Here is a 22749-nt window from a genome sequence, read left to right on the forward strand (position 1 = left end):
GGGCGCACCATGACACCCGCACTTCAAGGCCTGCTGACGATCGCCATCGGCGTGTCGGGTTGCGTGGGCTACTTCTATCTTTCCAACCAGTTTCTGGACAAAATCCTGTTTCCGCCGCGCGGTCCGAATGCGGGCCGAAACATCAACCGCGCGAACTTGATCCGTCCATGGTTGTTCCTGTTCCCGGCGCTTGCTGCATTGGGGCTGTATCTGGCGTATCCGGTGGTCGAAACCTTGCGCCTTTCACTGACAGAGCGCGTGCCCGGTGGCGGATACCGATGGGTTGGCCTGGACAATTATACCCAAATGGCGGCCGAGCCGAAGTTTTGGGAAGCCATGCGCAACAACATGTTCTGGCTGATCGTCGTGCCGGCCATGTCAACGGCTTTTGGTCTTCTTGTGGCGCAACTGACCGACCGCATCCGCTGGGGCAACTTTGCGAAATCCTTGATTTTCATGCCGATGGCCATTTCGTTTGTTGGTGCATCGGTGATCTGGAAACTGGTTTATGACGCGCGACCAGCTGAACAAGACCAGATAGGAATCCTGAACGCGCTGTACATCTTCTTCGGCGGCAGTGAACCCAACACGTGGTTAACAATTCCATTCTGGAACAGTTTCTTTCTGATGGTTGTCCTGATCTGGATTCAGACGGGTTTCGCCATGGTGATCCTGTCGGCGGCCTTGCGCGGTATTCCCGAAGAAACCATCGAGGCGGCCATCTTGGACGGGGCCAATCCCTTTCAGATCTTCTTCAAGATCAAGGTGCCGCAGATCAAAACCACAATCCTTGTTGTTTGGACGACGATCACGATCACCGTTCTCAAAGTGTTCGACATCGTCTTTGCAATGACCAATGGCCAGTGGGAGACGCAGGTGCTGGCAAACTACATGTATGACAAGCTTTTCCGCGCCAATGACTGGGGTGTCGGATCGGCCTCGGCCATGGTGATCATGCTGCTTGTTGCACCGATCCTCGTCTGGAACGTGCGCAACGCGCGCAAAGAGATGGAGTAAGCCATGAGCGATATCGCCGGAACCAAACCCGCGCTCAGATGGGTGGTGCATCTGTCAGTCGTCTTTCTTGTGACCCTTTGGGTCATCCCCACGCTTGGCTTGCTGATTTCGTCTTTTCGGACGGCAGATCAGATATCGTCCAGCGGCTGGTGGCGGTCGCTGTTTCCCTCCGAGCAAAATTTGACCCTTCGCAGTGCCGCGCCCGATACGCAGGTGCTGGAAAACGGAGTGTATGTCATTCAGGGGGCGTTGTTCGGCGAAGATGAGCAAGCAACGATTTCCAGATGGGGTATCAGTTCGCGCGAGGTAGATGCATTTGAACCGGGCCAAACAGCAGAACTGCGCCGAGGTGGTACGATCACGGTGGATGCGGCCGGCAACTACCGGATGGAAAACACCGAGGAGTTCACCGGAAAACGTGGCGTGCGCATCTTTGTTACGGCCGAATTGCCGCCCGAGTTCACCTTGGAAAACTACCAAAAGGTTCTTCTGGATCAAAGCAGTACGGACAGCATGGCCAAGGCGTTCTTCAACACGCTGACCGTAACCATCCCGGCGACCATAATTCCGATTTTGGTTGCCGCATTTGCAGCTTATGCACTGGCTTGGATGGATTTCCCCGGACGCGCCTTGCTGATCGCGGCTGTTGTTGGCCTTTTGGTCGTGCCGCTTCAATTGGCCTTGATCCCGTTGCTGAAGTTTCACCTCAATATCGGGATCGGCAAAGGCTATCTGGGTGTCTGGCTTGCGCATACAGGGTTTGGGATGCCCCTGGCGATTTATCTGCTGCGCAACTACATGGCCGGATTGCCACGAGATCTGATCGAAAACGCCCGCGTCGACGGTGCCACCGAGTTTCAGATCTTCACCAAACTGATCCTGCCACTCAGCTTCCCGGCGCTGGCGTCTTTCGCGATCTTCCAGTTCCTGTGGACATGGAATGACCTGCTTGTCGCCAAGGTTTTCCTGATCGACGCGACCGGCCAGACAACCGTGATGACGAACCGCATCGTCGAACTGCTGGGTACGCGTGGCGGCAACTGGGAAATCCTTGCGACCGCTGCATTTGTCTCGATCTTCGTGCCGCTGGTCGTCTTCTTCGCAATGCAAAAATACCTGGTCCGCGGCCTGCTGGCCGGATCTGTCAAATAGAGGCGTCTGATGAACGTGCAGAACAACCTTGAACAATGCAAAGCAACGAAACTGTCTTCGGACTGGTGGCGCGGGGGGGTGATCTATCAGATCTACCCACGCAGTTTTCAGGACAGCAACGGGGATGGGATCGGCGATCTGAGGGGCATCACTGCGCGACTGGATTACATCGCCTCGCTGGGCGTTGATGCGATCTGGATCTCGCCGTTTTTCAAATCGCCGATGAAGGATTTTGGCTACGATGTCAGTGATTATCGCGATGTCGATCCCATGTTCGGGTCGTTGGCGGATTTCAAAGAGCTTCTGGATCAGGCCCATGCGAAGGGTCTGAGGATCATGATTGATCTGGTTCTGTCGCATACATCCGATCAGCACCCTTGGTTCAGCGAAAGCCGCAGCAGTCGGGAGAACCCAAAATCCGACTGGTATGTTTGGGCGGACCCCAAACCGGATGGCACGCCTCCGAACAACTGGCTTTCGATCTTCGGCGGCTCGGCCTGGCAATGGGATGCCCGACGCCTGCAATACTATCTGCACAACTTCCTGACATCGCAGCCGGATCTGAATTTCCACTGTCCGGCTGTTCAGGATGCGTTGCTGGACGTGGCGCGGTTCTGGCTTGATCTGGGGGTGGATGGCTTTCGGCTGGATACCATCAATTTCTATTTCCACGACAAGGCGCTGCGCGACAATCCCGCGCTGCCGATGGATCAACGCAACGCCACGATCGCGCCGGCCGTGAACCCCTACAACCATCAGGACCACCTGTTTTCGAAAAGCCAGCCCGAGAACATCGCCTTCCTCGAAAGATTGCGGGCTTTGACGGATGAATATGAAGACCGGGCTTGCCTGGGAGAGGTCGGAGATGCGCAGCGTGGGCTCGAGATTATGGGCGAATACACATCCGGGGATAAACGGATGCACATGTGCTATGCCTTCGAGTTCCTGGAAAAACGTGCATTGACAGCCACTTACACCAAGCACGTTTTCGACCAACTGGAAGCGAAGGCAGGGGACGCGTGGCCATGTTGGGCATTTTCCAACCACGACGTGCAGCGACACGTCTCGCGCTGGAATTTGGATGACGCGGCAGCCCGACAGCTCGCGGTTCTGATGATGTGCCTGCGCGGCTCTGCCTGCCTCTATCAGGGCGAAGAGCTGGGCCTGCACGAAGCGGATGTGCCGTTCGAGAAACTGCAAGACCCCTATGGCATTGAGTTCTGGCCCGAGTACAAGGGCCGCGACGGCTGCCGCACACCGATGGTTTGGGCGGCACAAGATGAACAATCGGGTTTCAGCACCGCAGAACCCTGGCTGCCGGTAAGCGCACAGCAGGCCGGGCAGGCGGTAGACCGATTGGAGGTGGATCCAAACTCGGTGTTGAACCACTACCGTCGAGCCATTGCCTTGCGGCATGCGCATCCTGCTTTGGCAATGGGGGCGCAGACCGGCATGGCAGAAACGGGCTCGGTTCTGTCTTTTGTACGTGAGGATTCGCACGAGCAGATTTTCTGCGCGTTCAATCTGGGTGCGGATACTGCCGAGCTCAAACTGCCCGAAGGCAGTTGGCAGGTCATGGGTCAGGACCTGGGCGGTGTCGAAGGAAGCGGCAACGTTGTCCTGAACGCGGCGCAGTTCATCCTGATGTATAGGAAAAAGGGATAACGCATGTCTGAACTCAACCTAACGGATGTCGCCAAATCCTATGGCCCTGTCGATGTTTTGAAGAACATCAACCTCGACATCGAACAAGGCGAACTGATCGTTTTTGTCGGTCCTTCCGGATGCGGCAAGTCCACCTTGTTGCGGATGATCGCCGGGTTGGAGAAGATTACAGGCGGCACGCTGGAAATCGAAGGGCAGGTCATGAACGACGTTCCGCCTGCACAGCGAGGCATCGCGATGGTGTTTCAAAGCTATGCCTTGTATCCCCACATGACCGTACGCGAGAACATGGCCTTTGCCCTGAAAATTGCAAAAATGCCCGCGGCCGAGATTGATGCTGCCGTAGATCGTGCCGCTCAGATCCTTCAGCTGGAACCATTCCTGGACCGCCTGCCAAAAGCTCTTTCCGGGGGGCAACGTCAACGGGTTGCCATCGGGCGCGCGATTGTACGTGACCCAAAGGTGTATCTGTTCGACGAACCCCTCTCGAACCTCGACGCGGCACTTCGGGTGGCCACGCGGATTGAGATCGCGCGCCTGAAAGAGGCCATGCCTGACAGCACCATGATCTACGTGACCCACGATCAGGTCGAGGCCATGACCCTGGCCAGTCGGATCGTGGTGTTGGCCAACAAGGGCATCGCGCAGGTCGGGACACCGCTTGAACTGTATGAGACGCCTGACAACGAGTTTGTTGCGCAGTTCATCGGTTCGCCTTCCATGAACCTGCTGTCCGGCACAATCACTGGAACCGGCGAAACGACAACCGTTGAACTGTCATCAGGCGGGATAGCAAAATCTGCGGTTCCAACCGAAGACAGTGACCTGGGAAAAAAGGTCAATATCGGGGTGCGCCCTGAAGACCTGACCACGACAAATGAAACCGCGATTCTGTCCGGCAAAGTGGATTTTACCGAAGCCCTGGGCGAAGTCACGTTGCTGTATTTTGAGAAAGCCGATGGTGCGGATGCGGTGATTGCGAAACTGCCGGGGATTCAGCGAAACCTGCGTGGCCAGACAGTCTCGGTCACGGCCGCACCGGACAAGGTACACCTGTTCCACAATGGATTGTCCATGCGCAAATAGCGGCGAAACGCAGTTCTTGACAGAATTGCGTTTCGTGTTTCACCATAATTGAAACGTTTCAATGGTGAAAAATGCGGGTATCGGCGCAGCTTTACACGGTTCGGCAATGCGGTGATCTGGCGGATCAACTGAAGTTGGTTTCCGCATGCGGGTTTTCGGATATCGAAACCACCGGGCTGCATGGCATGACACCGCAAGAGATGGCGCGCATCGTCCATCAATCAGGTCTTAACCTTCGTTCTGCACATTTCGATTGGGAGGAGTTCCACCAGCGTTTCGACGACATCGTTGAAGTACTGCACCTTTTGGAATGCCAGGTGGCGGTCATGCCTTGGCTGGCGCCACAGGCGCGGCCCGGCACTGCCCGGGGATGGAAGGCAGTGTCGGGCCAGTTGTCCGATTGGGCAGATCGACTGAGGGATCACGGCGTCAGTCTGGCCTATCACAACCACGACTTTGATCTGTTCGGCGCGCCGGGAAATACGCCTCTTGAACAGATTCTGGCGCAAGAAAACATCTATTGGCAGCCTGATATCGGTTGGATCGTCGCGGCCGGTCAGGACGTGGCTGACCTGCTGGCGCGCCATGCGGATCGCATCCTGTCTGTCCATGCAAAGGACGTGGATCCGCAGGGCGGATCAGACGACAGGCGCTGGCGCAATCTGGGTGAGGGTGTTGTCGATTGGGACGCCACGATACGAGCCCTTTCAAGCACCAGGTGCACCGACCTTTTCGTCGAGCATGATGAAACCGCCGATCACAGGCGCACCTTGCAAACGGGGCGGTCGTTTTTGACTGAACGGCTTGGGGGTATCGGCTGATGGCGCGGGCAACGATCAAATCGATCGCCCGTATGACCGGCTATTCAGTTGGTACAGTTTCAAACGCCCTGCGCGGAGCCTCTTCGGTAAAGCGCGAAACGCGGGAAGAGATCCAAAAGGCGGCGTCCGAGCTTGGGTATCGGGTCAATCTGGACGGCCTGAAACTGCGCACCAATAAATCCTACAGGATTGCTGTATTGGTCAGTGTTTCGGGCAGTGCCGCTGAAGAGTGGGAAGGTGTGGAGTTTACCCGGATTCTGGCCGGAATATCCGACGCGGTTCAAGGGTCACGTTATGAGTTGAGTGTCTTCAGCGTACGAGATGTTGAAGCCGCATTGCAGACCCTACATTCCATTGTGCAGGAAGGGTTGGCAGACGGTGTGGTCTTTTCCGGTACACGGGTGAATGACCCGCGTATCGCCTATCTGCAAGATGAGGGGTTTCCGTTTGTCACGTACGGGATGAGTGACAGTGCCCAACCACATCCTTACGTGGATCTCGACAGTCAGGCCGCTGCTTTTGATGCAACCGCTCGACTGCTGGCATTGGGGCACAGGCGGATCGCGCTTATCAATCCGCCGGATGGCCTGATCTACGCCCGTCAACGTCTCCAGGGATACTCAGACGCTCTGTCGGCAGGTGGCATGGAGTTTGATCCGGCCCTTGTTTTTCCCGGCCCGACCACGGCGAAGACCGGGCAAAGGGCGTTTGCGGCGCTGATGCGAATGCACAACCGGCCAAGCGCCATTATTTGCGCGAACGAGGCGATGACCCTTGGCGCCTTGTCCGCCGCCGCCGACATGGGCGTTCAAATCGGCAGGGATGTCGTCGTCATTTCCAATGACGATCTGAAACTCAGCCAGTATTTCGTCCCCCCGCCCAGCACCTATTACTTGCCGATAGGCGAGACCAGCCGCCTGCTGGGGGAATTCATGCTAAAAGCATTGAACGGCGTTGATCCGTCCGAAACGCAAAAAAAGATCAGGGCCAGATTGATCGAGCGGCAACCTGACACCCCGGCGCCGGGTATGGCGCAGACCAACTGAGCCAACAGAGGAGAAACCGAACATGTTCAAAAACCTATTTGCCGCTGCAACGCTTGCAATGCTGACAGCGCCTGCGGCTTTTGCCGCCGATCTGGAAGGTCGCGTGCTCAAGATCGGAACGGATGCAACCTATCCCCCGATGGAAACCGTCGACGAAGCAACCGGTGAAATCGTAGGCTTTGATGTCGACGTGATGAACGCAATCTGTGAAAAGATCAATTGCGTTCCGAATTTCGTAAATACCGCCTGGGACGGCATCTTTGCGGCGCTTCAGCAGGGTGAATTCGATCTGGTCATCTCGGGCGTATCGATCACGCCCGAGCGTGAACAGACTATGGACTTCTCCGAACCTTACATCGTTGTCAGTCAGGCCATTTTGCTGCAAGTCGACAACGCGGATATGACGCTTGAGGATTTCAAAGCGGGTGGCCAGAAACTGGCGGCACAAACCGCGACGACCAACGCCCAACTGGCGGAAGAGCTTGTGGGGCGCGAGAATGTCAGCCTCTACGACAACTTCTCGGCGGCTATTCTGGCGCTTCAGAACGCAGACGTGCAAGGGGTGATCATCGATGGCACCTCTGCCGCGGCCTACGAGCAGGAGTTTGCCGGAGAACTGACCGTGGGCATCACAGGCCTGCAATCGGATCCATTGGGTATCGTGTTTCAGGAAGGTGACCCGACGGTGGATGCAATCAATGCCGGTCTCGCCGCCATTCAGGAAGACGGCACGCTGGACACGCTGAAAGCCAAATACTGGGGCACAAACTGATCCTTCAAGCCCTTCCGGGCCCGGCGGCTGACGTTGCCGGGCCATGTTTCAGCGGAGAAGTTCCATGTCGCGTCTCAGCACGATCCGCCCGAGCAATCTTGTGTTGCTCGCAGCCGCCCCTTTCATCATCTATCTGTTCGCCACGTCCTCGAAATACCTGCGATCTCTGATTGCAATTCTGGGGATCGGCAACAATGCAGGGCCTGTTTTCGTCGGTTTTCTGCTGATCGTCTCGGTTGCAATCCTTGGATATCTCTGCGCCCGGCACGCACGTTTTACCAATCATGCCCCCGGCTGGTTGCGGGTTTCGGCCCTTGCGGCGCTGCCTGCATCAATTGCGCTTTTGGTCTCAAGCTTCGTATCTCCACAGCTTTTGATGCCCTTCGCGGAATCCGTTTTCTTTCATGCACTCAGCGAGAACACATCAACCCTGATCGACCGGTCCAGTCAGACCTGGGTGTTGTATCCCGAAGTCGTGACCCAGGTTCAAACAGGTCTGCAAGTTCTTCTGGCCGCATACACAGCCGTTGTCGCCTTGAGCCTGATGTCAGCGGGTTTGCAAACCCCTTGGCGCGGGCACGTTCTACTGGGGCTGGAATGCCTTACAGGTGCGGTTTTGTTTTATCTGATGTTCATGGCCCACTGGCAGTTCGCGACCGGCGTTGCCATTACGTTCCGCGCAGCCATCTTCGCTTATATCTTCTCGGCCATTCTGGGTCTGATCTGGGTGGGGCTGCAATCGTTCAAACCACGAGCGCGTACCACGATACTGTATGGTTCCATCAGCCTGACATTGCTTGCAATATCCGCCTTTTTCTTCATGCAGCCACAGGTCAGTTACGTTCTGGTCGGAAGCACCGAAGGGCGCATCGCCATTGTGCGCGGCACGCCACAGGCGCAGGCTGACGTCATCCGGTTCGGCGAGTTCGAAGGTGCCGGCGACCAGCAATACCGCATACGCAGCGCCACTGATCCTGCCGCAGCTTTGGAGCAGATAGAAACCGTCGAAAGCGTGTCCGGAGCGTTTGTTCCCGTGGATTCTCATTCACAAGGCTATCCGGTTCTGTGGCAGACCAGTTTCTTGCCTGACAAATACCGGAATCCCGCGCTGGCCTTCGCCGTTTTTGGCTTTTTGCTGCTGACGCTGACCATCGGCGGCGCACAGCACAAGCTGCATCCCTTGGCGGTCGGGGCTGAATTCTTCGTGGACACGATACGCGGTATTCCGATGCTGGTGATCATCCTTTACATCGGCCTGCCCTTGGCGGGCGCGGTCAAGGATGCCACTGGGGGCGGCATTGATATGACCAACATGACACGCGGGATCATCGCGATTTCCGTCGGGTACTCGGCCTATATGGCCGAAATTTTCCGATCGGGGATTGAGGCTATTCCCAAAGGGCAACTTGAAGCGGGCAGTTCCCTGGGTTTGTCCCGCTGGCAGACAGCGCGGTTGATCGTTCTGCCTCAGGCCTTGCGGATCGTAACTCCACCTCTGGGAAATGAGTTTATCGCGATGATCAAGGATACCTCGTTGTTGTCCATCCTGTCCGTCCGCGACATGACCCAAAGGATGCGAGAGTTTCAGGCAGCAAGCTTTCTGCCCTTTGCGCCGTTCAACACGGCGGCAATTTTGTACGTGGTGCTCACCCTCGGTTGCGCAAGCTTCCTGAAGTGGATCGAACGGCGCACGGCAAAGGACAACCGATGAGCAAGCTGGAGCTTGGGGTTTGTTACTACCCCGAACAATGGGACCCGTCCCAGTGGCGCAGTGACGCCGCGCGGATGGCCGAGATGGGTTTGGATTGGGTTCGGATCGCCGAGTTCACCTGGGGTCTGATTGAACCGGCACGCGGTCGGTTTCGCTGGGACTGGCTGGATGACGTCATCGAGGTTCTGGGGCAGGCCGGCCTGCGGGTCATGATGTCGACGCCAACGGCTGCGCCACCCAAATGGCTGATTGATGAGCACCCCGAAATTCTGCCGGTTGGCCCGGACGGCCGGGTCCGGGGCTATGGGTCGCGCAGGCATTATTGTTTTTCCAGTGACGTATACCTGGCCGAGGCGCAAAGGATCGCGACGGAATATGCCAGCCGATATGGCCAGAACCCGCATGTCCATGCCTGGCAAATCGACAATGAGTACAACGACCACGACACCGTTCTCAGCTATTCCGATGCCGCGCGGTCTGGCTTTCGGCGCTGGCTGGCACAACGATACGGCACAATCGACGCACTGAACGAGGTCTGGGGGACCGTGTTTTGGGGGACCTGCTATTCCGGCTTTGACCAGATTGAACTGCCCAACGGTTTGGTCGCCACACCCAACCCCACTCATGCCCTTGATTTCAGACGCTATTCCTCGGATCGGGTGCGGTTGTTCAACAAGGCTCAGGTGGACGTGCTGCGCGAACATGCGCCGGGTCGAGATATCACGCACAACTTCATGGCCGGCAGTTTCGAATTCGATCACCACGCAGTGGCCGCCGATCTGGATATCGTTGGCTTTGACAGCTACCCGCTGGGCAATCTGATGGGATCAACCCTGTCAGAGACAGAAAAGCGCCGCTATCTGCGAACCGGCGCGCCTGACTATCAGGGGTTTCATTGCGACCTGTATCGCAGTCAGGGGCGGGGGCGGGTATGGGTGTTGGAACAGCAGCCGGGGCCGGTGGACTGGGCGGCTCAGAATCCTTCTCCGGCCGAAGGGATGGTTCGGCTTTGGACCTGGGCCGCTTATGCCCACGGCGCACAAGCTGTGATGCTCTTTCGATGGCGACAGGCAAAGTTCGCGCAGGAACAATACCATACGGCTTTGCTGCGCTCGGATGACAGTGTGGATCAAGCCGCGCTTGAGCTGGTTCAGGTCGTGAAGGAACGCGAAAACCTCCCGCCGACGACGCGCGGAAAAGCCTCGGTGGCGATGATGCTGGATTACGCTTCGATCTGGGCGGCCGATATCCTGCCGCATGATGATGACTTCCCCAATTCCCAAATCTTCCGCGAATGGTACACCGCCTTGCGCAGTCTGGGGGTGGACATTGATTTTGTTGGTCCCAAGGATGGTTTGGAAGGTTACGCCCTGATCGTGCTGCCGCAAAGCATGATCGTGACCCCGGATCTGGCCGCAAGACTTGATGCTTCGGGGGCAAAGCTAATGATTGGTGCCCGGTCCGGCAGCAAGACGGCTCAAATGCACACCCCTTCAAATCTGGCGCCGGGTGTGTTGGCGGATCTGACCGGCGTCCGAGTTGCCCGTGTCGAATCGCTTCCTGATATCGCGCGGGAATCCGTACAGCTGCCAAACGGTCAGCTCTTTGACTTTAGTGGGTGGCGCGAAACCGTCGAGACCGAGGCAAATGTCCTGGCGCGCTTCAAAAGTGCCTATTGCGACGGCAGCCCAGCGGTCGTCCGGTCGGATCGTGCAACATATCTGGCCTTGGTCCCCAGCGGTGCGCTCTTGCACGAGGTTATGCGCGATGTCCTGGAATGGGCAGGGCTGAAACCTCTGGACTGCGATCCAGACTTACGCGTAACCCGGCGCGGTACGTTGCATTTTGCCTTCAATTTTGGTGACATGTCCAAACCCCTGCCTGGCGGTGGATCACGACGCATGCTGCTTGGCTCCGATCCGGTCTGTGCATACGATTTCACTGTCTGGGAGGAAAACTAACGCCTTGAAATTCAACCAAAACGTGTCAAGACTCAAAACTGGACATAAGAATTCCGCAAACTGTCACTTTTGGACTGACGTACGGGCACAGAAAGTCCTATGAATAAAAAACAATAACAAACTAATCCAACAACGGGAGAACACTTATGACTAAACATTCGACTCTTTCGAGACGCTCTGTGCTGAAAAGCGCGGGCGCCGCAGCACTTGCGGCACCCCTGTACAGCAAGAGCGCTCTGGCTTCGTCGGGCGAAATCAACATTCTGATGTGGTCGGATTACCTGCCGCCCAGCTTCATTGAAGAGTTTGAGACCCTTACGGGAATCAAGGTGAACTACACCGGCATCGGCTCGAACGAAGAAATCATCAACAAGATGAAGGCCACCAAGGGCCAGGGCTTTGATATCGTTTCACCGACCAACAACCGTTCGTTGCAGTGGGAACCGCTGGAATTGTTGCAGCCCTTCGACATGAACAAGGTTCCGATCGACAAGGTCAACCCTGCGATGGCCAAGATCGGTACCGATGCCTGGAACTTTGGTGACAGCGGTGCGCATTGGCTGCCGCATATCTGGGGTACCGAAGGCATTGCCTATCGCACCGACCTGTGGCTGCCCGAAGGCGACGCTCCGTCTTATGGTGACGTCTGGTCGGAAGAAAACGCCGGCAAGACCATGGGTCGCGCGCATTCGATGATGCTGGGCGCGGGTCTGTACATGGAGCGCGCTGGCGAGATGGAGCCGGGTTCGGTTTGGGCCGCGTACGGTGATGAAGACACCATGCGCAAGGTTTGGGGCCAGATCACCGACTGGTGCATTGCACGCAAGGACCGCATCAAACTGATCTGGAACGACGCCGATACGCAGAAGAACGGTCTTCTGAACGAAGGCGTTGTCGTTGGCCAAACCTGGGACGGCCCACCCCTTGCACTGAAATCCGCAGGCGAGCCGGTGCACTATCAGGCGCCCGTCGAAGGTGCGATGGCTTGGGTGGACGGTATGTCCATGCCGACTGGTGCCGCGAATATCGATCAGGTTTACGCTTTCATCGACTTTGCCTATCAGGCCAAGCCGGCCGGTGTTGCCATTGACAGTCACGGCTACAACTCGCCGGTTTTGGGCGCCGACCAGTATTCCGGCGACACCTACAAGAAGAACTTTGCCGAGGCCTATCCGGGCGACTCGCTGGCCAACCTCAATCCGTGGCCGGCCGAAGCACCTTGGTATGCCGAAACCCGGACCGAGTTCGTCAACAAGTTCAAGAGCGCTTAAGCGTTCCGAACCTTCGCCCCCTGCTTTTTGCGGGGGGCACCCATCTGCGCGCCGTCCCGGCGTGACGGACACAAATACAGTGTGGTGAAAACACGCACTTCAGGGAGAAACCAAAAATGAGTGCAGGGGTCGGAGTCGATCTGGAAAACCTGTGGATCCGTTTCGGTGACTTCGTCGCCGTGCGCGATGCAAACGTCAGCATCAACGGGGGCGATTTCTTTTCGTTCCTCGGGCCTTCCGGCTGCGGTAAAACAACCATTCTAAGGGCTGTTTCGGGCTTTCTTGAACCAAGCGAAGGCAATGTTCTGATTGGTGGCAACAATATGCGCGGTATCGGGCCCAACAAGCGTCCGACAGCGCTGATCTTTCAGAATCTCGCTTTGTTCCCGCTGATGAAAGTCTGGGAAAACATTACGTTTTCCATGGAAATCAAAGGGGCCAGTGCTGCCGAGCGCCGCAGGCGTGCCGATGAGCTTCTGGACATGATTGCGTTGCCGGGGCAGGGGGACAAGCTGCCAAGCGAATTGTCGGGCGGTCAGCGTCAGCGTGTGGCGATCGCCCGCGCACTCTGCGCCGAACCCGACGTGCTGTTGCTGGACGAACCCCTGTCGGCACTTGACCTGAAGCTGCGCCAGCACATGCGGACCGAACTCCGTGAGATTCAGCAACGGGTCGGTATTACCTTTATCTACATCACGCACGATCAAGGCGAAGCGCTGACGATGTCAGACAATATCGCCGTCATGCGTGCCGGTGTGATTGACCAGATTGCCGACGGGAAAACGATTTACAACGATCCCAACACGGCTTTTGCTGCCTCTTTTGTCGGCGAAAACAATGTGTTCCGAGGAAAAGTCAAACAGGTGATGGGCACCGAAGCTTTGATCTCGACCAACCGCTCGGGTGATCTGGTGGCAAGGATTTCGACGGCCAATCAGGGCAAGATGAAAGAAGGTGATGACGCGATGATGTTCATCCGTCCCGAGGCCTTTGCAATTGCCCCCGATGGCGCAACGGGTGATCACTTCGTCACTGCCCGGGTCAATCATGAAGAGTTCGAAGGAAACGCATTCAATATCTTTACCGAGGGTGAAGGCGGCAAGGAAATCAAGGTCTCGATCCCCAACCACGGGCAGTCTTTCGACGATCACACCGGGCAGAACATCACGCTGGAATACGAAACGCACAATGCCGTCGTTGTTCCTGCCGGTGAACTGGCCGCAGAATAAGGGGATGAACTCATGCCCCATTTTCTGAAGGAATTCTTCAACCGCAACGGAACCGGTATGGGTTTGGCGATCCTGGGCCTGGTTCTGTTCTGGACCATCGGCCTGATCATCCTGCCGCAGCTTTCGATGCTGGATTTCTCGTTCCGTCCGAACCTTCCGCCGCCAGAGATTGGTGGGCCGAAGGACGTCTATACGCTGGAGAACTACAAGTATCTGATATACGGCCCCGAAGGTGGCAGCCAGGATTACAACACGGTTGACCTGCGGGTGTTCTTCCGCACCCTCGTGGCGGCGGTTTGCGTCACGATTTTCAACCTGATCATCTGCTATCCGATCGCCTACTATCTGGGGCAATCCGAAGGCAGCCATATCCGCATCTTCGCGATCATGCTGATCATCCCTTACTGGATCAACGAGATTCTGCGCGCCTTTGCGTTGCGCATTATCTTTGGTGAAACCGGCGTTTTGAACACGCTGTTCGTGGGACTGGGGATCTGGGATGTGCCGTTCGACTTCATCCGGAACGATATCGCGCTCTATGCCGGTTTGGGCTATGCCTATATCCTGCTGATGATCTTCCCGATGTACAACGTCATAGAAAGCTTGGACAAAAATCAGATCGAAGCAGCGCGCGACCTTGGTGCGCCGTGGTGGCGGATACATTGGCGTGTGGTCATTCCCTATGCCAAGCCGGGTATCAGTTCGGGCTGTACCATGGTGTTCATGCTGTCTGCCGGTGCGTTGGCTGCACCGCAAATTCTGGGCGGGCCGTCGTCGCTGTGGTTCACGCAGCTGATCTATCAGCAGTTCAACGATAACAACGACTGGCCGCAAGGGGCTGCTTACGCGATCGTCCTGCTGGTGACCTGTATCCTGTTCGTGCTGGCCATGATGCGCCTGTTCAAAGTGAACATGGGGGATATCGGGAAATGAACAATTCCTTCCTCCGTATAAGCATCTGGGTCTATCTGGCGCTCTTCTTCCTGTATCTGCTGGGTCCGCTTGTGATCATGTCGATCACCGCGTTCAACTCGTCCGGCTTCCCACGGATGAGCCCGTGGGAATGCCTGACCTTCCAGTGGTTTGGTGAGTTGTTTCAGGATCAGCGAATCCTGAACGGTATCAAGAACTCACTGATCATCGGGATCGGCACGGTCATCCTGTCAGTCGCCATGGGTCTGGCGGGTGCACTGATGCTGACCCAGATCTGGCCAAAGCTGCGGGCGACTTACTACACGATCATCATCGCTCCGATCCTGATCCCCGGCGTGGTTCTGGGTATCTCGACGCTGGTGTTCTGGGACCGGATCAACCGGATGTTGGGACTGGGGGCGGACAGCTTCCTGTCGAATGGCATCTTCCTGACGGTGATCGGCCAATCCACCTTTATCGCCAGCTACTGCATGCTGGTGTTGGTGGCACGCTTGCAGCGCTACGACATGGCGCTGACCGAGGCTGCGCTGGATCTTGGGGCCAGCCACGCGCAGGCCTTCCGCAAGATCCTGTTGCCGTTCATGCGCCCGGCGATTGCATCGGCAGCGGTTTTGGCGTTCCTCGCATCGTTCGAGAATTACAACACCACCACCTTCACCTTCGGTGAATACCCGACGTTGACGATCGAGCTGGCCCAAAAGGTCCGTTATGGCATCACACCCGCGATCTCGGCACTGGCCTTCATCATCGTGGCGCTGACGGTGTTCTTCGCTCTGCTGAACGAAGCCAAGCTGAAGCGTCAGGAACTGGTGGCAGCGGCGCGCAAGAACGCGACGGTTGAGGAACTGGCCGGCAAGATCAAATTGCCCAGCTTCTTTTCCGGCAACATGGCAGCGGTTCTGTTGGTTGTATTTGCCGTCGCGACGATCACGGTTGTCGGCACTGCGGCCACCTACAATCCGGCGCAGTGTATCGCCGATATCCGCGAGCAGAAGAAGTTGGAAGCGGAACAGCGTATTCAGGAGTTGCGCAAACAGCGTGAGGAACGCCGCAAGCAACGCGAAGCTGAAGAAGCGGAACAGGGCGGTGCGCAATCCACTCCAAAACCAACGAACAACAGCGGCTTTGGCAATGTGTTCGCGCCGAACTCTTTAGGGGGCGAGGAAAGCGAAGGCGCAGATGGAGGGTCTGAATCTGAAAGCGCTCCGGCCAACAACAGCGGTTTCGGCGGGGTGTTTGACCCCAACAGCCTGCAAAGCGACGAATAGCGGCGCAGGTTCGTAACCTCGGCACCCGCCCGGACTGACCTCAGGTCTGTTCGGGCGGTTTGCGTTTCAGGATTTTGACGTCACAGCCTTCGACGGTGAGCCCGTTCCATTCCACCGGTCCTGCGTTGTAGTTGATCAGGAAGTCATGATTGGCCGTCTCGCGCAGTCGCAGGCCTTGCGGCATCGTGCGCAATGTCAAATCGGCTTTTTCCGCGGCCATGGCTATCACACGGTCCCAAAGGTCCTCATCCGGGAAACCTGCCAAGTACCAAATATCGGCCCCTACCTTGAGGGCAGATGTTCCGTCTTCAAAACTCAGCAGGTCTTTGGCCGTTCCTGACAATCGGTCGATCCAATGCCGCGCCGCGCCGCCACCCTTGACCGCGCGTTCAACCGTGGGCGGCAGAGTTTCGACCAGATCAACATCGCAATCGATCCTGCTCAGACCGGGTCTGCCCTTTTCAGGAATTTGAAAATCACGGGTGATCGCACCACTGCGTGGCCCCAGAATGGCAAGATCGCATCTCTCTGCCAGGCGGTGTTCCAATTCAGGATCCATTGTGGCCAAACCAGGTGCAAGGATCACCGTGTAATCGGCGGGAATGTCCTTCGCCGAAACAAAGTCTACCGACAGACCGGCCCGTCGCAGTGCGCGATAAGCTGAAAAAACCAATCGGAAATAGTCAAATCCCGCGCCTTGTGGTTGTGTTGCCCACGCCCAGTCCGAGGCATAATCGAACAAAATGGCCACTTTGGCCTGTATCTGTTGCACCGCACCCAAATTGTTCAGGTCATCTGCGGTCTGGCGGGCCTCTGCCAGTGCAGCAGCAGGGTGATTGTTCGACGTCAGCAAGCCGGCATGCATTTGCTCTTGCGCAAACGGGGCTTGCCGCCATCGGAAATAACTCACCACCTCGGCACCATGAGCCACGGCTTCCACAGACCAAAGCCGCACCATTCCGGGCAGGGGTGCCGGATTATACGGTGCCCAATTCACCGGTCCGGGTTGTTGTTCCATCACCCACCAACGGCCGCGTCCGACCGCCCGGTAGAGATCATGATGAAACGCCTGCATGTCCGGGTCGCCCTGTTGCAAAAAGGCGGTCTTGTGCGCGTCGTCGCCTTCCAGCCGGTCCGACAGAAAACCGATCGGATAACTGTCCCAGGTGGCGATATCCAGGTCCGCGCCAACCTTGAAATGGTCGAAGTCCAGAATACGGCCCATGTAATTGTGCAAAAGCGGCGCATCGGTCAGCGGCCGCAGCACATCCACCTGTGATTTGTTGAATGCCGCGACCTGATCCGAACTGAAGCGCCGGAATGCCAGTACATGAGCCGGGTTCGGCTCGGTCACGGTTTGATTGGGCAGGTCGATTTCGTTGAAGTCGCGATATTCCATCGACCAGAATACGTTGCCCCACGCCTGGTTCAGCGTTTCAATCGTTCCATACCGTTCGGCCAACCAATCGCGAAACGCCTGTTGGGCAGCTGCGCTGTAACTGAGAGTGGTGTCATGACACCCGTATTCATTGTCAATCTGCCACGCGACCACATGCGGGTTCTTACCGTACCGTTCACCCAATATCCGGGCGAGGCGGGTACATTCGTCGATATAGCCTTGATGGCTAAAGCAGTAATGCCGCCGGGATCCGAACTTGCGCGGGTTGCCATTTTCATCGGTGGCCAGCATGTCCGGGTGTTTGTCCAACATCCAGCGCGGCGGCGTTGCGGTTGGCGTGCCCAGTACGACCTTCAATCCGGCTGCACCGAGTGTCTCGATCGCGCGATCGAGCCATTCGAATTGTAAAACGCCGGATTGCGGCTCGATGCGGCTCCACGCGAACTCGCCAATGCGCACCCATGTCAGGCCTGTTTCGACCATTTGCACGGCATCGTCGGCCCACATCGCCTCTGGCCAATGTTCAGGATAATAACAAACGCCCAGTTCCGGCTTCATAAGATGACCTTGTGTTCTGCCTGACCCTGACCTGCATTTCGCGCGGCAAAGGTCATGCCGTTGGTCGGTTGGCTGTCTATTGCTTCTGCGCTCAACCCCTGACGGGCCGTTGTGCAGAAAAGCGTATTCAGTTCATCGCCCCCGAAAGCGGGGCAGGACGTATGGGATGCGTCAAATGCAACGGCCTTCAGAAATGTGCCGTCGGCCGTGTACGCCGCGATCCGGCTGGCGCCCCATTGTGCGATCCAGATATTCCCCTGGGCATCAATGACCGCACCATCCGGGTTCAGACCTTCTTTGCGCAAGTCCAGAAAAACTGCGCTGTCGCCTTCCGGCCAACCGGTTTCGGCGTTCAGACGCCAGCGTCTGACCTGTTTCGTTGCGGTGTCGCAGAAATAGGCCACCGAACGATCGGGGGCAAAACAGATCGCGTTGGAGATTGTTACATCCGGAACCAACCGTCTCAACTCACCTTTCCAGAAGCGATAGATTGATCCGGCCCCGGGTTCCGCTTGCTTGCCCATTGTTCCGATCCAAAACCCACCCCAAGGATCAGCGCGGCCATCGTTTGAACGGGTGATGGGGTTGTCGGCTTCCAGAGGCGTGATCAAGTTCCGCTTTCCGGATTGCAAATCAAAACGCCAAAGACCGGTTTCAGAAGCCATCAGAAGCGTATCGCGGTCCACCCAGCCCGCGGCCGAGACATGTTCATCGAAGCTCCAGCTTTTTGGCGTGCCCCGCTCGCGGGTCATCAGACGTTTGCCGATGATATCGAACCAGAAAAGCTGACGTCTTTCAGGATGCCACAACGGGCCTTCGCCCAACTCGCAGGGGCGGTCGTCAAAGAGGGTGCTCATCCGGCGACCTCGTCATAGGCAGTTACGATGTGTCGGGCGCGCTCGGCGATTTCGGCGACATCCATCCCGGGTTTGTAAAGTGCAGAGCCTATCCCAAAGCCATCTGCGCCCGCTTTGATCCATTGCCCGAAATTGTCGGGCCCGGCACCTCCAACGGCAAAAACAAGCGAGCCTATGGGCAAAACCGGGCGCAACGCGGCCAAACCCGCCGGACCAGCCATCACCCCCGGGAACAGCTTCAACCCGGTGGCCCCGGCCTTGAGGGCCGCAAAAGCTTCGGTCGGGGTGTAAACCCCCGGCCAGCTTTGCAAGCCCAACGCGACTGAACGCTTGATGACCTCGGCGTCATAGTTGGGCGATACGATCAACTTGCCTCCGGCAGCCGACACAGCGTCCACCTGATCGACTGTCAAAACAGTACCCGCGCCGATCAGGGCCTGGTTTCCAAACGCATCAACCAAAATCCCGATACTGTCGAGCGGGTCCGGAGAATTGAGCGGTACTTCGATCCGGTCGATGCCGGCATCGATAATGGCGCGGCCAACGGCTTTGGCTTCGTGCGGTTGCAAGCCCCGCAATATGGCGATGATGGGACGGCTCATGCGGTTTGCCTTGTCATGTTTCGGGCCAGCGCAAGCCCGGCCAGAGTTGCCTCGGTGGCATTCGCGGTTTCTACGAATGCACCCTGCCGTTGCAGGGCTGTTGCATATGTCTGCGACACGCCTTCTGCTCCGATAATGGCCAGTTGCTGCCCCAGCCAATAGGGCCGTGTCGCGGCCAGTTCGGCCCCGATCAACATTCCGGAAAGGCGCGCGCGTGCGGTGGCTTTGGCCTGGCCTTGCAGCAAGTCCGCCGCTCGGAGGTTGAAAAGACGGGCAGCCAATTGTTCGGGTTTTGACAACGTATCCGCAACCGCCTCGGCGAAGGCGTTTTCGTCCCAGCCCGGACCTACAGAGTGTCGCAGCACGGACTGACCACACAGCAGGTCGAACAACTCACCCGTCATGAAGGTACGAAAGCTTACAACCTCGCCAGCGCTTACCTGAACCCATTTCGTATGGGTTCCGGGCAGGCAGATGACGCCGTCCCAATTCTGACGCGCGCCCAGAAATCCGGCAATCTGGGTTTCCTCACCCCGCATCACATCCGGTGGGGTTGTCTGTTTCAGACCTGGTATGACAAAGGCCCGAATGCGCGGGTCTGATCCGGGAACGCGGATCGGGACATCCGGCAAGGGGTCCGACGGCACCGTCGAATATGGGGCTTCCACCCAGCCCTGTCGTGCGCCGACCATTCCGCAGGCGACCACATCCACCGGCGCGCCGGGCAACCAGTTTTCGATCAAGTCCAGCAGGGCGGCTTGAAACCCGTCAGGTCCGACATGCGCCATGCCCTTGTCGGATTGCGCATGGTCCAGCGCAGTCGCACCCTGCATGGCCCAGGCCCGTAAATGAGATGTTCCCCAGTCGACGGCGATCCATTCAGTATTCATAACATCACCCCGAAACCACGACGCCGCCATCAACAGCCATACATTGCCCGGTCATCGCATGGCTGGCCCTGGACGCCAGAAAAAGTGTTGGTGCTATCATATCCTCGGGCTTCAGGTGCTCTTTCAGACATTGCCGGTCCAAATGGGCTGCCAGATCCTCGGGTGTGGCCCATTTATCCAACTGTTTTTGCGTCAGAACCCAGCCGGGGGCCAGTGCGTTTACCCGGATTTTCCTCGGCCCCAGTTCACGTGCCAATGACCGCGTCATCCCCGTAATCCCGGCATTCGAGGTCGTATAGATCGGATAGCCAGCATTGCCCATCATGTAACTGATCGAGCTGAAATTGATGATTGCCCCGCCATCTTTCATTTGCCGGGCGGCTTCCTGACACGCGAAATAATAGGCTTTCAGGTTCACCTCGATCATCCAGTCCCAGAACTCCGTCGTGGTTTCCTCAAGCGTATGACGTTGGTCGTTGGCTGCGTTGTTTACCAAGACGTTCAAAGGGCCATGAGCCTCGGCAGCTTTGGTCATCGTCGCGTGCAGCAGTTCGGTATCCGTCATGTCGCCTTGCAGGAACAGCGGCGCGCGGCCGTGCTTGTCACGCATCTCTTCAACAAACCCGCTGGCATCCGACCGACCAATGAAGGCCACATTGGCCCCCTGTGCCATGAATCCATCTGTCAGCGCCGCACCAACGCCCGAGCCTCCGCCGGTGATATAGACCGAGGCCCCGTTCAGATCGTGGAATGTAGCTGGTTGGGTCATCAGTGGCTCTCTCTGGTCACGAGGCGGGTGTCTTTGCCCACAAGGAAATCCAGATCCGCCCCCTGATCCGCTTGCAGCACGTGGTCGATGTAAAGCTTCGCATAGCCGCGGGTATAGTGCGGATCATCCGGTTGCCACGCGGCGCGACGGGCGTCCAGTTCGTTTTCGTCCACAAGCAGTTCCAGTTCGCCGCTTCTGGCTGAAACACGGATGCGGTCTCCGGTTTTGACCAGCGCCAGCGTGCCACCCGCCTGTGCTTCGGGACTGACATGCAAAATGACGGTGCCATAAGCTGTTCCCGACATGCGGGCGTCCGAGATCCGGATCATGTCTCGTACACCCTCTTTCACCAGTTTCGCCGGAATTGGCATGTTGCCGACCTCGGGCATACCCGGATACCCCTTGGGGCCACACCCCTTGAGCACCAGAATGCTCTTGGCCGTGACTGGCAGGTCTTCACGGTCGATATTGGCCTTCAGGTCTTCGATGTTGTCGAACACGAAAGCCTCGCCCTCGGTTTCAAGAAGCGCGTCAGTGGCCGCCGAAGGCTTGACGATTGCGCCATTCGGCGCAAGGTTGCCGCGCAGAACGCGCAAACCTGCGGCGGGTTTCACAGGGTCGTTGAAGGGGCGGATCACATCCGTATTGAAACACTCGGCCCCTTCGAAATGGGCCGAGATGTCCTTGTTCAGCACCGTTTTTGCCGGGCGCAGAAAGGGTTTGAGTTCGTTCAGCACGACCGGCACGCCGCCTGCATAGCAGAAGTCTTCCATCAGGTATTTGCCCGACGGCATGCAGTTGACCAGAAGTGGAATTTCGGACCCGATTTCATAATCTTTCAGGGTCAGGTCAACCCCGACACGTCCCGCCAGCGCCAGCAGGTGAACCACCGCATTGGTCGATCCGCCAACGGCGGCATTGGCGAGAATGGCGTTTTCAAACGCCTCTTTGGTCAGGATGTCCGATGGTTTGAGGTCTTCATCCACCATCTCGACGATGCGCCGGCCGGTCATGTGCGCCAGCGCCATGCGGCGGGCGTCGACCGCCGGAAGCGCGGCGTTGGTGGGCAGGCTCATGCCCATCGCTTCGACCAGCGACGCCATGGTGGACGCGGTGCCCATGGTCATGCATACGCCCGCGCTGCGCGACATGCCGGATTCGGCGTTCATGAAATCCTGCAAGGTCATTTCGCCAGCCCGCACCGCTTCGGAAAACTTCCAGACATCGGTGCCGGACCCGATATCCTGTCCGCGGTATTTACCGTTCAGCATCGGGCCTGAACTGACGACGATCGAAGGCAGATCGACTGAAGCGGCCCCCATCAGCTGACCCGGTGTGGTCTTGTCGCAGCCCCCCAGAAGTACCACGCCATCGATTCCATAGGCGCGGATCGATTCTTCGACATCCATGGCCAGCAGGTTGCGGAACAGCATCGCGGTGGGTTTCATCTGGGTTTCGCCCAGAGACATGACAGGGAACTCTACCGGAAAGCCGCCCGCCTCCCATACGCCGCGTTTTACGCCCTCGGCCAGGTCGCGCAGGCCCGAGTTGCAGGGGGTCAGTTCTGACCAGGTGTTGCAGATGCCAATTATGGGTCGTCCGTCAAAAGCGTGGTCGGGAAAGCCCTGGTTTTTCATCCACGACCGGTGGATGAAGCCATCCTTGTCGAGTTTTCCATACCAATGCTGTGAGCGGCGTTTTGTCATGTCTGGCTTTGTTTTTCTTGGCTGAAGTTGGATCTG

The 22749-nt window shown here is 57.4% G+C and carries 19 protein-coding genes; 13 read left to right on the forward strand and 6 right to left on the reverse strand.

Features of this window, described 5'->3' with window-relative positions:
* Positions 1-9: 9 nt before the first annotated feature.
* The 13 genes from AC2FF8_RS10940 (at position 10) to AC2FF8_RS11000 (ending at position 15932) form a co-directional block, all read left to right on the forward strand.
* Positions 10-1017, forward strand: coding sequence for a carbohydrate ABC transporter permease (locus AC2FF8_RS10940; protein WP_480684927.1), 1008 nt, complete (start codon positions 10-12; stop codon positions 1015-1017).
* Between the two features lie 3 nt (positions 1018-1020).
* Complete coding sequence (locus AC2FF8_RS10945) at positions 1021-2169, forward strand: carbohydrate ABC transporter permease (RefSeq protein WP_152460245.1); 1149 nt, start codon at positions 1021-1023, stop codon at positions 2167-2169.
* A 9-nt stretch (positions 2170-2178) separates the two neighbouring features.
* Positions 2179-3834, forward strand: coding sequence for an alpha-glucosidase (locus tag AC2FF8_RS10950; RefSeq protein WP_496879690.1), 1656 nt, complete (start codon positions 2179-2181; stop codon positions 3832-3834).
* A 3-nt stretch (positions 3835-3837) separates the two neighbouring features.
* Complete coding sequence (locus AC2FF8_RS10955) at positions 3838-4920, forward strand: ABC transporter ATP-binding protein (protein WP_425079637.1); 1083 nt, start codon at positions 3838-3840, stop codon at positions 4918-4920.
* A 71-nt stretch (positions 4921-4991) separates the two neighbouring features.
* Complete coding sequence (locus AC2FF8_RS10960; RefSeq protein ID WP_496879691.1) at positions 4992-5741, forward strand: sugar phosphate isomerase/epimerase family protein; 750 nt, start codon at positions 4992-4994, stop codon at positions 5739-5741.
* Positions 5741-6787, forward strand: coding sequence for a LacI family DNA-binding transcriptional regulator (locus AC2FF8_RS10965; protein WP_170345335.1), 1047 nt, complete (start codon positions 5741-5743; stop codon positions 6785-6787). The genes AC2FF8_RS10960 and AC2FF8_RS10965 overlap by 1 nt, the downstream gene beginning before the upstream one ends.
* Positions 6788-6809: 22 nt before the next feature.
* Positions 6810-7559 carry a basic amino acid ABC transporter substrate-binding protein gene (locus AC2FF8_RS10970; protein WP_257600993.1) on the forward strand — a complete coding sequence of 250 codons (750 nt, stop codon included), beginning with the start codon at positions 6810-6812 and terminating at the stop codon, positions 7557-7559.
* Between the two features lie 64 nt (positions 7560-7623).
* A complete protein-coding gene (locus AC2FF8_RS10975; RefSeq protein WP_496879692.1) occupies positions 7624-9270 on the forward strand; it encodes an amino acid ABC transporter permease in 1647 nt (548 codons plus the stop codon).
* A complete protein-coding gene (locus AC2FF8_RS10980) occupies positions 9267-11231 on the forward strand; it encodes a beta-galactosidase (protein WP_496879693.1) in 1965 nt (654 codons plus the stop codon). The genes AC2FF8_RS10975 and AC2FF8_RS10980 overlap by 4 nt, the downstream gene beginning before the upstream one ends.
* A 146-nt stretch (positions 11232-11377) precedes the next feature.
* Positions 11378-12502 carry an extracellular solute-binding protein gene (locus AC2FF8_RS10985; protein WP_170345339.1) on the forward strand — a complete coding sequence of 375 codons (1125 nt, stop codon included), beginning with the start codon at positions 11378-11380 and terminating at the stop codon, positions 12500-12502.
* A 116-nt stretch (positions 12503-12618) separates the two neighbouring features.
* Positions 12619-13731, forward strand: a complete 1113-nt coding sequence (locus tag AC2FF8_RS10990) for an ABC transporter ATP-binding protein (RefSeq protein WP_170345340.1) — start codon at positions 12619-12621, stop codon at positions 13729-13731.
* 12 nt (positions 13732-13743) lie between these two features.
* Positions 13744-14664 carry an ABC transporter permease gene (locus AC2FF8_RS10995; RefSeq protein WP_171615186.1) on the forward strand — a complete coding sequence of 307 codons (921 nt, stop codon included), beginning with the start codon at positions 13744-13746 and terminating at the stop codon, positions 14662-14664.
* Complete coding sequence (locus AC2FF8_RS11000; protein ID WP_496879694.1) at positions 14661-15932, forward strand: ABC transporter permease; 1272 nt, start codon at positions 14661-14663, stop codon at positions 15930-15932. Before AC2FF8_RS10995 ends, AC2FF8_RS11000 begins: the two co-directional genes overlap by 4 nt.
* A 40-nt stretch (positions 15933-15972) precedes the next feature.
* On the opposite strand, the gene AC2FF8_RS11005 is transcribed toward AC2FF8_RS11000, so the two are convergent.
* From AC2FF8_RS11005 to AC2FF8_RS11030, 6 genes are read right to left on the reverse strand one after another with little or no spacing between them, the layout of a single operon-like run.
* Positions 15973-17889 carry a beta-galactosidase gene (locus AC2FF8_RS11005; RefSeq protein WP_496879695.1) on the reverse strand — a complete coding sequence of 639 codons (1917 nt, stop codon included), beginning with the start codon at positions 17887-17889 and terminating at the stop codon, positions 15973-15975.
* Complete coding sequence (locus AC2FF8_RS11010; RefSeq protein ID WP_480684918.1) at positions 17886-18746, reverse strand: SMP-30/gluconolactonase/LRE family protein; 861 nt, start codon at positions 18744-18746, stop codon at positions 17886-17888. Before AC2FF8_RS11010 ends, AC2FF8_RS11005 begins: the two co-directional genes overlap by 4 nt.
* The gene (locus AC2FF8_RS11015; RefSeq protein WP_496879696.1) at positions 18743-19348 is read right to left on the reverse strand and encodes a 2-dehydro-3-deoxy-6-phosphogalactonate aldolase; all 606 of its coding nucleotides are present in this window, start codon (positions 19346-19348) and stop codon (positions 18743-18745) included. Before AC2FF8_RS11015 ends, AC2FF8_RS11010 begins: the two co-directional genes overlap by 4 nt.
* On the reverse strand, positions 19345-20238 hold the full coding sequence (locus AC2FF8_RS11020) for a 2-dehydro-3-deoxygalactonokinase (protein WP_170345346.1): 894 nt from the start codon (positions 20236-20238) through the stop codon (positions 19345-19347). The genes AC2FF8_RS11015 and AC2FF8_RS11020 overlap by 4 nt, the downstream gene beginning before the upstream one ends.
* A 4-nt stretch (positions 20239-20242) precedes the next feature.
* Entirely contained in the window at positions 20243-21007 is a 765-nt protein-coding gene (locus tag AC2FF8_RS11025; protein WP_496879697.1) for an SDR family NAD(P)-dependent oxidoreductase, read from the reverse strand.
* Positions 21007-22713, reverse strand: a complete 1707-nt coding sequence (locus AC2FF8_RS11030; RefSeq protein WP_496879698.1) for an IlvD/Edd family dehydratase — start codon at positions 22711-22713, stop codon at positions 21007-21009. The genes AC2FF8_RS11025 and AC2FF8_RS11030 overlap by 1 nt, the downstream gene beginning before the upstream one ends.
* Between the last annotated feature and the right edge of the window lie 36 nt (positions 22714-22749).

This window comes from Ruegeria sp. YTSA144, from assembly GCF_059610125.1.

What these genes read in the sequence shown, in the direction of transcription:
- AC2FF8_RS10980 (WP_496879693.1), top strand. Translation starts at nt 9,267, where the DNA reads ATGAGCAAGCTGGAGCTTGGGGTTTGTTACTACCCCGAACAATGGGAC.
- AC2FF8_RS10965 (WP_170345335.1), top strand. Translation starts at nt 5,741, where the DNA reads ATGGCGCGGGCAACGATCAAATCGATCGCCCGTATGACCGGCTATTCA.
- AC2FF8_RS10985 (WP_170345339.1), top strand. Translation starts at nt 11,378, where the DNA reads ATGACTAAACATTCGACTCTTTCGAGACGCTCTGTGCTGAAAAGCGCG.
- AC2FF8_RS10990 (WP_170345340.1), top strand. Translation starts at nt 12,619, where the DNA reads ATGAGTGCAGGGGTCGGAGTCGATCTGGAAAACCTGTGGATCCGTTTC.
- AC2FF8_RS11000 (WP_496879694.1), top strand. Translation starts at nt 14,661, where the DNA reads ATGAACAATTCCTTCCTCCGTATAAGCATCTGGGTCTATCTGGCGCTC.
- AC2FF8_RS10960 (WP_496879691.1), top strand. Translation starts at nt 4,992, where the DNA reads ATGCGGGTATCGGCGCAGCTTTACACGGTTCGGCAATGCGGTGATCTG.
- AC2FF8_RS10975 (WP_496879692.1), top strand. Translation starts at nt 7,624, where the DNA reads ATGTCGCGTCTCAGCACGATCCGCCCGAGCAATCTTGTGTTGCTCGCA.
- AC2FF8_RS10995 (WP_171615186.1), top strand. Translation starts at nt 13,744, where the DNA reads ATGCCCCATTTTCTGAAGGAATTCTTCAACCGCAACGGAACCGGTATG.
- AC2FF8_RS11025 (WP_496879697.1), bottom strand. Translation starts at nt 21,007, where the DNA reads ATGACCCAACCAGCTACATTCCACGATCTGAACGGGGCCTCGGTCTAT.
- AC2FF8_RS11010 (WP_480684918.1), bottom strand. Translation starts at nt 18,746, where the DNA reads ATGAGCACCCTCTTTGACGACCGCCCCTGCGAGTTGGGCGAAGGCCCG.
- AC2FF8_RS10940 (WP_480684927.1), top strand. Translation starts at nt 10, where the DNA reads ATGACACCCGCACTTCAAGGCCTGCTGACGATCGCCATCGGCGTGTCG.
- AC2FF8_RS11005 (WP_496879695.1), bottom strand. Translation starts at nt 17,889, where the DNA reads ATGAAGCCGGAACTGGGCGTTTGTTATTATCCTGAACATTGGCCAGAG.
- AC2FF8_RS10950 (WP_496879690.1), top strand. Translation starts at nt 2,179, where the DNA reads ATGAACGTGCAGAACAACCTTGAACAATGCAAAGCAACGAAACTGTCT.
- AC2FF8_RS11030 (WP_496879698.1), bottom strand. Translation starts at nt 22,713, where the DNA reads ATGACAAAACGCCGCTCACAGCATTGGTATGGAAAACTCGACAAGGAT.
- AC2FF8_RS10955 (WP_425079637.1), top strand. Translation starts at nt 3,838, where the DNA reads ATGTCTGAACTCAACCTAACGGATGTCGCCAAATCCTATGGCCCTGTC.
- AC2FF8_RS11020 (WP_170345346.1), bottom strand. Translation starts at nt 20,238, where the DNA reads ATGAATACTGAATGGATCGCCGTCGACTGGGGAACATCTCATTTACGG.
- AC2FF8_RS10970 (WP_257600993.1), top strand. Translation starts at nt 6,810, where the DNA reads ATGTTCAAAAACCTATTTGCCGCTGCAACGCTTGCAATGCTGACAGCG.
- AC2FF8_RS11015 (WP_496879696.1), bottom strand. Translation starts at nt 19,348, where the DNA reads ATGAGCCGTCCCATCATCGCCATATTGCGGGGCTTGCAACCGCACGAA.
- AC2FF8_RS10945 (WP_152460245.1), top strand. Translation starts at nt 1,021, where the DNA reads ATGAGCGATATCGCCGGAACCAAACCCGCGCTCAGATGGGTGGTGCAT.